This window comes from Pseudomonas sp. E45-MNA-CIBAN-0222, assembly GCF_040310405.1.
In the GTDB taxonomy this organism is placed as follows: domain Bacteria; phylum Pseudomonadota; class Gammaproteobacteria; order Pseudomonadales; family Pseudomonadaceae; genus Stutzerimonas; species Stutzerimonas stutzeri_AC.
The window spans coordinates 243403-256045 of the sequence record NZ_JBEOPU010000004.1 but is presented as its reverse complement, the minus strand read 5'-3'; the positions used below and the strand labels follow the sequence as shown (position 1 = coordinate 256045).

Here is a 12643-nt window from a genome sequence, read left to right as displayed (position 1 = left end):
TTCGTTCCTCACAGTCCTGCGTGGGCGGCGATGGCGGCAGCGATGGCCAGGGCCAGCTCGCCCGGCTTGCGTTTGATCGAGTAGTTCAGCAATTCCGGATGGTTGTCGACGAAGCTGGTGTTGAACTGCCCGCTGCGGAAATCCGGGTTGGCGAGAATCTGCTGATAGTAGGTGGCGGTGGTCTTCACGCCCTGCACGCGCATGTCGTCCAGTGCGCGCGAACCGCGGGCGAGCGCCTCCTCCCAGGTCAGCGCCCATACGATCAGCTTCAGGCACATGGAGTCGTAGTACGGCGGGATGGTGTAGCCGGTGTAGATCGCCGTATCGGTACGCACACCGGGGCCGCCGGGGGCGTAGTAACGGGTGATCTTGCCGAAGCATGGCAGGAAGTTGTTGCGAGGCTCCTCGGCGTTGATGCGGAACTGCAGGGCGAAGCCGCGATACTGGATGTCTTCCTGCTTGACCGAGAGCGGCAGGCCCGAAGCGATACGGATCTGCTCGCGGACGATGTCGATACCGGTGATTTCCTCGGTGATGGTGTGCTCCACCTGTACCCGGGTGTTCATCTCCATGAAGTACACCTCGCCTTCAGCGAGCAGGAACTCCACGGTGCCGGCGTTCTCGTAACCCACCGCCTTGGCAGCACGTACCGCCAGGTCGCCGATATAGGCCCGTTGCTCAGGCGTGAGTTGCGGGCTCGGGGCGATCTCGATGAGCTTCTGGTTACGCCGCTGGATCGAGCAATCGCGCTCGAACAGATGCACGGTGTTGCCGAAGGAATCGGCAAGGATCTGCGCCTCGATGTGCTTGGGCTCGACGATGCATTTCTCCAGGAACACGTCGGCCGAACCGAAGGCCTTGGTGGCCTCGGATATGACCCGCGGATAGGCCTGGGCCAATTCTTCGCGCGAGTTGCAGCGACGGATACCACGACCGCCGCCGCCAGACGTCGCCTTGAGCATCACCGGATAGCCAATGCCGTCAGCCGCGGCCAGCGCTTCCTCAACATTCGCCACGTTGCCTTCGGTGCCTGGTGTGACCGGCACGCCAGCCTTGATCATGCTGCGCCGTGCCTCGGTCTTGTCGCCCATGCGGCGAATCACTTCGGCGCTCGGGCCGACGAAGCGGATGCCACGCTCGGCGCAGATTTCCGCCAGCTCGGCGTTTTCAGAGAGGAAGCCGTAGCCCGGATGCAGGGCGTCGCAGCCGGTTTCCACAGCTAAATTGACCAGCTTTCGCGGGTTCAGATAGCCGGCCAACGGGTCGTCGCCAATAAAGTGCGCCTCGTCGGCGCGCTTGACGTGCAATGCGTGGCGGTCGGGCTCGGCGAAAACCGCCACCGAGCGCACGCCCATTTCGGCGCAGGCCCGCACGATGCGGACGGCAATTTCACCGCGGTTGGCGATCAGCAGCTTCTTGATCACGCTGTCAGTCCCTCGGTCGATGAGCAGGTGACCCGTATGCGGGTCATGATCACTCGCATTCACAACGAGCCTTTTCACCCTACGCCCGCACGGGGGATTATCGAAAATGAATAATTGTTTGCTTGATGATAAGTAATTACTTATAGATGTAGGCAACAGCGCATTAAGCTGGCCAATCGGTCAGCACATCGCCGGGCTCCACTCCAGCGAACCAATCACCCTAAAATGCGGTAAACGTGATGCGAAAATCGCTGATGCGCATGACATTGCGCCAGCTACAGGTATTTCGTGCGGTTTGCGAAACGCTCTCTTACAGTCGCGCAGCAGAAGAAATGTCGCTGACCCAGCCTGCTGTCAGCCTGCAGATTCGCCAGCTGGAAGAATTGGTCGGACAGCCGTTGTTCGAGTATGTCGGCAAGAAGCTCTATCTCACCGACGCTGCTGAAGCACTGCAACGGGCCAGCACAGACATTTTCGGTCGTTTGGACAGCCTCGACATGCAGCTGTCCGACTTGCAGGGCTCGCTGCAGGGGCAACTCAACCTGGCCGTAGAGTCCAGCGCCAAGTACGTCACCCCACACCTGTTCGCCGCCTTCAAGCGCCTGCATCCAGAGGTCAGCCTGCAGCTGGTGGTGGTCAACCACGCCCAGGCGGTCAAGCGCCTGTCAGTGAGCCGTGACGATCTGCTGATCATGTCTCAGGTGCCTACCGACATGGACTTGGAGTTCATGCCCTTTCTGAACAACCCGATCATCGCAGTGGCGCCGCCCGAGCACCCGCTATGTAGGGCGGCAACGCTATCGCTGCAGGACCTCACAGGCTATCCACTGCTGGTACGCGAGCCAGGCTCCGGTACGCGCCGCGCCGGCGATGACTACTTACGCCAGAAGCGCGCGCATTTCGCTCAGACTATCCAGGTTGCCTCGCTGGACGCGCTACGCGAGTGCGTGGTGGCCGGGCTCGGTCTGGCCCTGCTGCCACGCCACGCGGTGCACCTGGAGCTCGCCAGCGGGCGGCTATGCGAGCTGCCGGTGGTGGAACTGCCGTTGTACCGCAGCTGGTGCGTGGTGCATCCGCGCGGCAAGCGCCTGAGCCCGGTGGCCCAGGCGTTCTTCGCCTTCCTCCGTGAAGAGCGCGCGCAGATCAGTGCGCTGGCGGAGCGCTTCGCCGGCTCGCCGACGAGTCCCGCAGCGAGCTGATCACCAGCGCGTCGGCGTAGTCATTGAGTTCGGCATGCAGCTGGCGTTGCTCGGTGTAGCTTTCTATAGCGCGGCGAAAACGCATGCGGCGCTCATCCTGCTGTTTGCGACGGGACTTACTGTCGAGCTGGCTGTCGTCGGTGTGCCGGAGCATGGGCGGTCTCCCAGAACAGGTAAGGGAAAACCAGCATCGACGCTATGGATGACAGCATGAAGTCAGCGCCATTACGCGCCGATGAAAACGGAGCAACCTGCAGAACAGCCGCTCAGTCTTCGTGCGACTTGACCTTCTGTGGCGACAGGCGAAGGCTGCGCAGGCTGCGTTTCACGCTCTTGAGGTGATTGACCAGGCTCGGTCCGCGCGCCATCGCGACCCCCATGGCCAGCACGTCGATTACCACCAGATGGGCAATGCGCGAGGTCAGCGGGGTGTAGATCTCAGTGTCTTCCTGCACGTCGATGGCCAGGTTGATGGTGGCCAGCTCGGCCAGCGGCGTCTGGCTCGGGCACAGGGTGATCAGCGTAGCGCCAGACTCCCGCACCACGTTGGCGGTGATCAGCAGGTCCTTGGAGCGCCCCGATTGGGAAATGCAGATGGCCACATCGCTGGGCTTGAGGGTCACCGCCGACATCGCCTGCATATGCGGATCGGAATAAGCCGCGGCTGACAGCAACAGACGGAAGAACTTGTGCTGTGCGTCGGTAGCCACCGCGCCGGAGGCGCCAAAACCATAGAACTCCACGCGCTCGGCCTTGGCCATGGCGGCGACGGCGCGTTCCAGCGCGTCGGAGTCGAGCTTCTCGCGCACCTCCATCAGCGTGTGCAGGGTGGTGTCGAAGATCTTCAGCGCGAAATCGGTTACCGAGTCGTTCTCGCTGATCGCGAACTGACCGAAGCTGGCACCGGCCGCCAGACTCTGCGCCAGCTTCAGCTTGAGATCCTGGAAGCCGAGGCAGCCGATAGCGCGACAGAAGCGCACGATGGTCGGCTCGCTGACACCCACGGCATGCGCGAGGTCTGCCATGGAGCTGTGCATCACCGCGGCCGGATCGAGCAACACATGATCGGCCACCTTAAGCTCCGACTTCCGTAGCAGGCTTCTAGACTGGGCGATGTGCTGCAGCAGATTCACGTTCCGGACTCGCTATGATCACGTATGACGGCCTCATTCAGGCGCAACAGGCGCCGCTCGGCCATCAGCGGGTTGTAGTGGGGCGGTAGTTATACTACAAGCCTCGGCATGCCGCCCATTTTTTGGCCTCTAGGAGTGACCCGATGTCGATTTCCTGTGACATGCTCGTGTTCGGTGGAACCGGTGACCTGACGCTGCACAAACTGCTTCCGGCGCTCTACCACCTGCACCGCGACGGTCGCCTGCACGCCGACGTGCGGATCCTCGCCCTGGCACGCAAGAAGCTCGACCGCGATGGCTACGTGGCTCTGGCGGAGCGGCATTGCCGTGCCCAGGTTGCGCGTAACGACTTCAGTGCCGACACCTGGCAAGCCTTCGCCCAACGCCTGGATTACTTCGCCATGGACGCCACCCAGCGCGGTGAATTCGTCCGACTTGCCCATCATCTCGGTAAGGCCGAAGGGCGTGTGCGGGTGCATTACCTGGCGACTGCTCCTGATCTGTTCGAACCTATCGCCGCCAACCTCGAAAGTGCAGGCCTGGCTGGGGACGACGCACGCATCGTGCTGGAAAAGCCCATCGGTCACTCGCTCGATTCGGCGCTGGAGATCAACGAAGCGATCGGCGCGGTATTCCCCGAGTCACGCATCTACCGGATCGACCATTACCTGGGCAAGGAGACGGTGCAGAACCTCATGGCCCTGCGCTTCGCCAACGCGTTGTTCGAACCGATTTGGCGCGCCGGACATATCGATCACGTGCAAATCACTGTCGCCGAGACCCTCGGCGTGGAGAACCGCGGCGGCTATTACGACAACGCTGGCGCCATGCGCGACATGCTGCAGAACCACCTGTTGCAGCTGCTCTGCCTGGTGGCGATGGAAGCGCCGGTGCGTTTCGACGCCAAGCATATCCGCGGCGAAAAGGTGAAGGTGCTCGAGGCGCTCAAGCCCATCACCGGCAACGATGTACTGGACAAGACCGTGCGCGGCCAATACGGCGCAGGCCAGATCGGCGGCCAGGATGTGCAGGCCTACTACTTCGAGCCCAGCATCGACAACGACAGTGACACCGAAACCTTCGTCGCCGTACAGGCCGAGATCGACAACTGGCGCTGGGCCGGCGTGCCCTTCTATTTGCGGACCGGCAAGCGCATGGCAAGAAAGCGCTCGGAGATCATCATCACCTTCAAACAGGTGCCACACATGCTGTTCACCAAAGGCGAAGTGAACCGCCTGGTGATCAGCCTGCAGCCGGAGGAGAGCATCAGCCTGCAGCTGATGGCCAAGGCACCCGGCAAAGGCATGCAGCTGGAGCCAGTGGAGCTCGATCTGAACCTCGCTCACGCCTTCAGCAGCACACGCCGCTGGGAGGCCTACGAGCGTCTGCTGCTGGATGTGATCGAGGGTGATTCGACGCTATTCATGCGCCGCGACGAGGTGGAAGCGGCCTGGAACTGGGTCGACCCGATCCTTCGCGGCTGGCATGGCCACTACCGCAAACCGCGGCCGTACCCGGCCGGAGAAGATGGGCCGGATCAGGCACACCAATTCATCGAACGCCAGGGCCGCCACTGGTGGCAATGAAATTACCCAGAGCAACTTCTCACAACTTCGCTGCAGCCCGCGTATAACGCGAGATAGAGCGGATCGGTAGACTTTTCGTAACCACCCGGTACGGCCCTGGCAACTAGTGAGATCAACTAGCTCAGCCTCGGCCGTATCACGCCAACATACAGGCGTCATATCAGCCAATTATTATGGATAGTTCGGCTCGCATATCACTGCTATTTCCCTGCTCGCATTGCGTACTATTCTTCCAGGCATACTTCACCGCAAAATGGCATGAGCACTCGCACCAATACAGCGATTGAGCAGCGCGCCAGGAAACAGATCGAAACCCAGCACTCACGGCACCTGCAGCCCAGATCACGCAACGCTTTGAGAACTTCTTCGCGCCACGACGCTCGAACTTCCCGTGTCACTCCCTGAACTCACTCATAACTATCAGCGATCATTACTCGCCAGTCGGAATGAAACAGACTGATACATCAATGGCGCAATCGCTGTAATAGCGCGGGATTGAGCGATATATGCGAGCCCCAGCACTTCGCATATTCGGAAGTTCGGGTTGAGAAACTTCTCCAGATATGCCTACCCTAATAAGGAATTCAATCAACAACCCCAAAGGCATTGTTTTGAGTTTCCCCACCGTAGTGCTCCGTCGCCCAACCGACGGCGACGGTTACAACCTGCATCAGCTGGTGGCGCGCTGCCAGCCCCTCGATACCAATTCGGTCTACTGCAACCTGCTGCAGTGCTCCGATTTCGCCGACACCGCCATCGCCGCAGAGAACGCCCAAGGCGAGCTGGTTGGTTTCATCTCGGGTTATCGCCCCCCTGCCCGCCCGGACACCCTGTTCGTCTGGCAGGTCGCCGTCGACAGTTCGATGCGCGGTCAGGGCCTGGCCCTGCGCATGCTGCTGGCACTGACGGCCCGTGTGGCTCGTGAGCACGACGTGCGCTTCATGGAAACCACCATTTCCCCGGACAACGCGGCGTCGCAGGCACTGTTCAAGCGGGCCTTCGATCGGCTGGGTGCCGACTGCACCACGCGCACGCTGTTTTCCCGCGCCGCGCATTTTGGCGGTCAGCACGAGGACGAGGTGCTCTACCGCGCCGGCCCGTTCACCGTTTCCCATCTAGAAGAAGAGCTCAAGGAGCACGCATGAAAACTTTTGAACTGAACGAATCCAGGGTTCGCAGCTACTGCCGTTTCTTCCCCGTGGTCTTCAACCAGGCCCAGGGCGCCGAACTGGTCACCCAGGACGGCAAGCGCTACATCGACTTCCTCGCCGGTGCCGGCACGCTCAACTACGGGCACAACCACCCGGTACTCAAGCAGGCGCTGCTCGAGTACATCCAAAACGACGGCATCACCCATGGCCTGGACATGTACACCGCGGCCAAGGAGCGTTTCCTCGAAACCTTCAACCGCCTGATCCTCGAACCGCGCGGCATGGGCGACTACCGCATGCAGTTCACCGGCCCGACCGGCACCAACGCGGTCGAAGCGGCAATGAAGCTGGCGCGCAAGGTCACCGGGCGCAACAACATCATCAGCTTCACCAACGGCTTCCACGGCTGCAGCATCGGCGCGCTGGCCGCGACCGGCAACCAGCATCACCGCGGCGGCTCCGGCATCAGCCTCACCGATGTCAGCCGCATGCCGTACGCCAACTACTTCGGCGACAAGACCAACACCATCGGCATGATGGACAAGCTGCTCTCCGACCCCTCCAGCGGCATCGACAAGCCGGCCGCGGTGATCGTCGAGGTGGTGCAGGGCGAAGGCGGTCTCAACACCGCGTCGACCGAGTGGATGCGCAAGCTCGAGAAGCTCTGCCGCAAGCACGAGATGCTGCTGATCGTCGACGACATCCAGGCCGGGTGCGGCCGCACCGGGACCTTCTTCAGCTTCGAGGAGATGGGCATCCATCCGGACATCGTGACCCTGTCCAAGTCGCTCTCCGGCTATGGCCTGCCATTCGCCATGGTGCTGCTGCGCCCAGAGCTGGACCAGTGGAAGCCAGGCGAGCACAACGGCACCTTCCGCGGTAACAACCATGCGTTCGTCACCGCTGCCGCAGCCGTCGAGCATTTCTGGCAGAACGACGAGTTCGCCAACAGCGTGAAGGCCAAGGGCAAGCGCATCGCCGACGGCATGCAGCGCATCGTCCGCCGCCACGGCCCGGATTCGCTGTTCCTCAAGGGCCGCGGAATGATGATCGGCATCAGCTGCCCGGATGGTGATATCGCCTCCGCCGTCTGCCGTCACGCCTTCGAGAACGGCCTGGTGATCGAAACCAGCGGCGCCCACAGCGAAGTGGTCAAGTGTCTCTGCCCGCTGATCATCAGCGAAGAGCAGATCGACCGCGCACTCGCCATCCTCGACAAGGCCTTCGCCGCCGTGATGAGCGAGCAGACCGAAAACCAAGCTTCCTGAGGTATTTGCAATGATCGTCAGAACCCTCGCCGAGTGCGAGCAGACCGACCGCAAGGTCCACAGCAAGACCGGCACCTGGGACAGCACCCGCCTGTTGCTCAAAGACGACAACATGGGCTTCTCATTCCACATCACCACCATCTACGCCGGCAGCGAGACGCACATCCACTACCAGAACCATCTGGAGTCGGTGTACTGCATGAGCGGCAACGGCGAGATCGAGACCATCGCCGACGGCAAGATCTACAAGATCGAACCCGGCACGCTGTACATCCTCGACAAGCACGACGAGCACCTGCTGCGTGGCGGTAGCGAGGACATGAAGATGGCCTGCGTCTTCAACCCGCCGCTCAACGGCAAGGAAGTGCATGACGAGAGCGGCGTCTATCCGCTGGAGGCCGAAACCGTCTGATACCGGTTTACCGGGGCGGCCGCCGAGCCGCCCCCCATCACAAGAAAAGGAGGTAAGCGTGAACCCTATGCAAGCCGACCTGTATCCCTCGCGCCAGGAAGACCAGCCCAGCTGGCAGGAACGCCTGGATCCGGTCGTCTACCGCAGCGACCTGGAAAATGCGCCGATAGCGGCGGAGCTGATCGAGCGTTTCGAGCGCGACGGCTACCTGGTCATTCCCAATCTGTTCAGCGCCGACGAAGTGGCGGTGTTCCGTGCCGAACTCGAGCGCATGCGCAAGGACCCCGCCGTCGCCGGTTCCGGCAAGACCATCAAGGAACCCGATAGCGGCGCAATCCGCTCGGTGTTCGACATTCATAGCGACAACGATCTGTTCGCCCGCGTGGCTGCCGACGAGCGCACCGCCGGCATCGCCCGCTTCATTCTCGGTGGTGATCTGTACGTGCATCAGTCGCGGATGAACTTCAAGCCCGGCTTCACCGGCAAGGAGTTCTACTGGCACTCGGACTTCGAGACCTGGCACGTCGAGGACGGCATGCCGCGCATGCGCTGCCTGTCCTGCTCGATCCTGTTGACCGACAACGAGCCGCACAACGGCCCGCTGATGCTGATGCCTGGCTCGCACAAGCACTACGTGCGCTGCGTCGGCGCCACGCCGGAGAACCACTACGAGAAATCCCTGCGCAAGCAGGAGTTCGGTGTGCCTGACCAGAACAGCCTTAGCGAGCTGGCCGGCCGCTTCGGCATCGACTGCGCCACCGGCCCCGCGGGCAGCGTGGTGTTCTTCGACTGCAACACCATGCACGGCTCCAACGGCAACATCACACCCAGCGCGCGAAGCAATCTGTTCTACGTCTACAACCACGTGGATAATGCCGTGCAGCCGCCGTTCTGCGAGCAGAAACCCCGCCCGGCATTCGTCGCCGAGCGCGAGACGTTCAAGCCGCTGGACATTCAGCCGCAACAGTATCTCTGAGGCGATTGGGCGCGTCTGATGACGGGCCCGATCCCCCGGCTTGGCCGATCACTTACGGCCCAGGGATGAATTCACTTTCAGCTCGTTGATCGACAGGTGCGCCAGCCGCGCCGGGCCCGTCAACGGCCTGCCAGATTCGGACGCAATAAAAATATGCATACCGTAGAAAAGATCGGCGGCACGTCGATGAGCCGCTTCGAGGAAGTCCTCGACAACATCTTCATCGGCCACCGTGAAGGCGCAGCGCTGTACCAGCGCATCTTCGTCGTCTCGGCCTACAGCGGCATGACCAACCTGCTGCTGGAACACAAGAAGACCGGCGAGCCCGGTGTCTATCAGCGTTTCGCCGATGCGCAGAACGAAGGCGCCTGGCGTGAGGCACTGGAACAGGTGCGCCAGCGCATGCTGGAAAAAAATGCCGAGCTGTTCAGCTCCGAGTACGAACTGCACGCCGCCAACCAGTTCATCAACTCGCGCATCGACGATGCCAGCGAGTGCATGCACAGCCTGCAGAAGCTCTGCGCCTACGGCCACTTCCAGCTCTCCGAGCACCTGATGAAGGTGCGCGAAATGCTTGCCTCCCTCGGTGAGGCGCACAGCGCATTCAACTCGGTGCTGGCCCTCAAGCAGCGCGGCGTCAACGCCCGCCTGGCTGATCTCACCGGCTGGCAGCAGGAGTCGCCGCTGCCGTTCGAGGAGATGATCGCCAGCCACTTCGCCAGCTTCGACTTCGCCCGCGAACTGGTGGTCGCCACCGGCTACACGCATTGCGCCGAAGGCCTCATGAACACCTACGACCGCGGCTACAGCGAGATCACCTTTGCCCAGATCGCCGCCGCCACCGGCGCGCATGAGGCGATCATCCACAAGGAATTCCACCTCTCCTCGGCCGACCCAAATCTGGTGGGTGCCGACAAGGTGGTCACCATCGGCCGCACCAACTATGACGTCGCCGACCAGCTCTCGAACCTCGGCATGGAGGCGATCCACCCGCGTGCGGCCAAGACCCTGCGCCGTGCCGGTGTCGAGCTGCGCATCAAGAATGCCTTCGAGCCCGAGCATGGCGGCACGCTGATCAGCCAGGACTACAAGTCCGAGAAGCCCTGCGTCGAGATCATCGCCGGGCGCAAGGACGTCTTCGGCATCGAGGTGTTCGACCAGGACATGCTCGGCGACATCAGCCACGACATGGAGATCAGCAAGCTGCTCAAACAGCTCAAGCTCTATGTGGTGAACAAGGATTCCGACGCCAACAGCATCACTTACTACGCCTCCGGTTCGCGCAAACTGATCAACCGCGCCGCGCGGCTGATCGAGGAGCACTACCCGGCCGCCGAGGTCACGGTGCACAACCTGGCCATCGTTTCGGCGATCGGCTCCGACCTCAAGGTCAAGGGTATCCTCGCCAAGACCGTGGCCGCTCTGGCCGAGGCGGGCATCAGCATCCAGGCGATCCACCAGTCTATCCGCCAGGTGGAGATGCAGTGTGTAGTCAACGAAGAGGACTACGACGCCGCCATCGCTGCGCTGCACCGCGCACTGATCGAGCCGGAAAATCACGGCGATGTGATCGCAGCGGCCTGATCGACGCTTCATTGGAAAACGCCGGGCTCGTCCCGGCGTTTTGCTGTCTGGACGCTGACGCCGATCAATACTGCCGGCAACGCGCAGGATGACTATGGAGACAAGAAGCACGTCACGCTTTACCCGCTGGGGCCTGACCTGCTCGCCGGCTTATCCACCATGCAGGAGTTGCCATGTTTCCCGAGTACCGCGACCTGATCACCCGCCTGAAGGCAGAAAACAAGACCTTTGCCCGCCTGTTCGATGAGCACAACGAGCTGGATCAACGGGTCAAGAACATCGAAGCCCACATCGTGCCAGGCACCGACAGCGAGGTGGAAACCCTGAAGAAGGAGAAGCTGCATCTCAAGGATCGGCTCTACGAGATGCTCAAGGACGCATCCGCCGCCTGAGCCCCGGCGCCCCGCTCAGGCGGGGCGCCATTGCGCCTCACCCCGAATATCGCAGACGACGCGCAATCGGCCGGCAAGCACAGTAAAATGCCGCGCTTCTTCGATGCCCTCCTGCGAGTCCCGCGCCATGAGCACCCCTTACCGCACCGAGCTGCTGTCCCCTGCCGGCACGCTGAAATCCATGCGTTACGCCTTTGCCTACGGTGCCGATGCGGTATACGCCGGGCAGCCGCGGTACAGCCTGCGCGTGCGCAACAACGAGTTCGACCACGCTAACCTCAAGCTCGGCATCGACGAAGCGCATGCGCTGGGCAAGCAGTTCTATGTGGTGGTCAACATCGCCCCGCACAACGCCAAGCTGAAGACCTTCATCAAGGACCTGGAGCCGGTGGTAGCGATGGGCCCGGATGCGCTGATCATGTCCGATCCCGGCCTGATCATGCTGGTTCGTCAGCATTTCCCCGCGCAAACCATTCACCTGTCGGTACAGGCCAACGCGGTGAACTGGGCCACGGTTAAGTTCTGGGAAAGCCAGGGCGTCAGCCGCGTGATCCTGTCCCGCGAGCTGTCGCTGGAGGAGATCGCCGAGATCCGCGAGCAGGTGCCGGACATGGAACTCGAAGTGTTCGTCCACGGTGCACTGTGCATGGCGTACTCCGGCCGCTGCCTGCTGTCGGGCTACATCAACAAGCGCGATCCCAACCAGGGCAGTTGCACCAACGCCTGCCGCTGGGAGTACAAGACCCATGAGGCGAAGGAAAACGAGATAGGCGACATCGTGCACAAATACGAGCCGATCGCCGTGCGACAGGCCGAGCCGAGCAGCCCTGAACCGACCCTAGGCGTCGGCGCGCCAACCGATGAAGTGTTCCTGCTCGAAGATAGCAGCCGTCCGGGCGAATTCATGTCCGCCTTTGAGGACGAGCACGGCACCTACATCATGAACTCCAAGGACCTCCGTGCCGTGCAGCATGTCGAGCGCCTGGTGCAGATGGGTGTGCACTCGCTGAAGATCGAAGGCCGCACCAAGAGCCACTACTACGTGGCACGCACCGCGCAGGTCTACCGCAAGGCCATCGACGACGCCCTCGCCGGTCGGCCGTTCGACAAGTCGCTGATGGACACCCTCGAATCGCTAGCCCACCGCGGCTACACCGAGGGTTTCCTGCGCCGCCATGTGCATGACGAGTACCAGAACTACGAGCGCGGCTTCTCGGTCTCCGATCGCCAGCAGTTCGTCGGGGAGCTGACCGGCGAGCGTCGCAACGGATTGGCTGAAGTGAAGGTGAAGAACCGTTTCGCTGTCGGCGACAAGCTGGAGCTGATGACGCCTCAGGGCAATCTCAACCTGCGCCTTGAGCAGCTGGAGAACAAGCGCGGCGAATCCATCGAGGTAGCACCAGGCGATGGCCACACCGTCTATCTACCCGTACCGGAAGACGTGGACCTGAGCTACGCCCTACTGATGCGCGAACTGGAAGGCACGACTACTCGCGGCTGACGCCGCTACGGGCGGCG

Annotated in this window: 12 protein-coding genes; 9 read left to right on the top strand and 3 right to left on the bottom strand. The window is 62.0% G+C overall.

What is annotated here, in order from left to right; translation table 11 throughout:
- Positions 1–8 precede the first annotated feature (8 nt).
- Complete coding sequence (locus AAEZ08_RS08320) at positions 9–1424, bottom strand: acetyl-CoA carboxylase biotin carboxylase subunit (protein WP_003284059.1); 1416 nt, start codon at positions 1422–1424, stop codon at positions 9–11.
- 254 nt (positions 1425–1678) lie between these two features.
- Here AAEZ08_RS08320 and AAEZ08_RS08315 point away from each other — a divergent pair, with 254 nt between their 5' ends.
- The gene (locus tag AAEZ08_RS08315) at positions 1679–2623 is read left to right on the top strand and encodes a LysR family transcriptional regulator (protein ID WP_181067433.1); all 945 of its coding nucleotides are present in this window, start codon (positions 1679–1681) and stop codon (positions 2621–2623) included.
- Here AAEZ08_RS08315 and AAEZ08_RS08310 read toward each other — a convergent pair.
- Together AAEZ08_RS08310 and hexR are read right to left on the bottom strand one after the other, a co-directional pair.
- The gene (locus tag AAEZ08_RS08310; RefSeq protein ID WP_003284061.1) at positions 2568–2777 is read right to left on the bottom strand and encodes a PA3496 family putative envelope integrity protein; all 210 of its coding nucleotides are present in this window, start codon (positions 2775–2777) and stop codon (positions 2568–2570) included. The two genes, AAEZ08_RS08315 and AAEZ08_RS08310, sit on opposite strands and share 56 nt — an antisense overlap.
- 112 nt (positions 2778–2889) lie before the next feature.
- The gene (gene hexR / locus AAEZ08_RS08305; RefSeq protein ID WP_003284062.1) at positions 2890–3756 is read right to left on the bottom strand and encodes a transcriptional regulator HexR; all 867 of its coding nucleotides are present in this window, start codon (positions 3754–3756) and stop codon (positions 2890–2892) included.
- A gap of 143 nt (positions 3757–3899) precedes the next feature.
- Between hexR and zwf the strand changes: the two genes are divergently transcribed.
- The 8 genes from zwf to trhP all read left to right on the top strand — a co-directional run bounded on the left by zwf (position 3900) and on the right by trhP (position 12626).
- Entirely contained in the window at positions 3900–5342 is a 1443-nt protein-coding gene (gene zwf, locus AAEZ08_RS08300; RefSeq protein WP_003284063.1) for a glucose-6-phosphate dehydrogenase, read from the top strand.
- Positions 5343–5971: 629 nt separating this feature from the next.
- Positions 5972–6487 (top strand): diaminobutyrate acetyltransferase, encoded by a 516-nt coding sequence (gene ectA, locus AAEZ08_RS08295; protein ID WP_003297792.1) that lies wholly within the window; start codon positions 5972–5974, stop codon positions 6485–6487.
- On the top strand, positions 6484–7761 hold the full coding sequence (gene ectB / locus AAEZ08_RS08290; protein ID WP_500124073.1) for a diaminobutyrate--2-oxoglutarate transaminase: 1278 nt from the start codon (positions 6484–6486) through the stop codon (positions 7759–7761). Before ectA ends, ectB begins: the two co-directional genes overlap by 4 nt.
- Before the next feature lie 10 nt (positions 7762–7771).
- On the top strand, positions 7772–8173 hold the full coding sequence (locus AAEZ08_RS08285) for an ectoine synthase (protein ID WP_003284068.1): 402 nt from the start codon (positions 7772–7774) through the stop codon (positions 8171–8173).
- 67 nt (positions 8174–8240) lie between these two features.
- The gene (thpD, locus tag AAEZ08_RS08280) at positions 8241–9149 is read left to right on the top strand and encodes an ectoine hydroxylase (RefSeq protein ID WP_058063436.1); all 909 of its coding nucleotides are present in this window, start codon (positions 8241–8243) and stop codon (positions 9147–9149) included.
- A gap of 153 nt (positions 9150–9302) precedes the next feature.
- Positions 9303–10733, top strand: a complete 1431-nt coding sequence (locus AAEZ08_RS08275) for an aspartate kinase (RefSeq protein WP_482695058.1) — start codon at positions 9303–9305, stop codon at positions 10731–10733.
- A 173-nt stretch (positions 10734–10906) separates the two neighbouring features.
- Positions 10907–11125 carry an HP1242/YdcH family protein gene (locus tag AAEZ08_RS08270; protein ID WP_058063434.1) on the top strand — a complete coding sequence of 73 codons (219 nt, stop codon included), beginning with the start codon at positions 10907–10909 and terminating at the stop codon, positions 11123–11125.
- Between the two features lie 127 nt (positions 11126–11252).
- Complete coding sequence (gene trhP, locus AAEZ08_RS08265; RefSeq protein ID WP_500124072.1) at positions 11253–12626, top strand: prephenate-dependent tRNA uridine(34) hydroxylase TrhP; 1374 nt, start codon at positions 11253–11255, stop codon at positions 12624–12626.
- Positions 12627–12643: the final 17 nt, after the last annotated feature.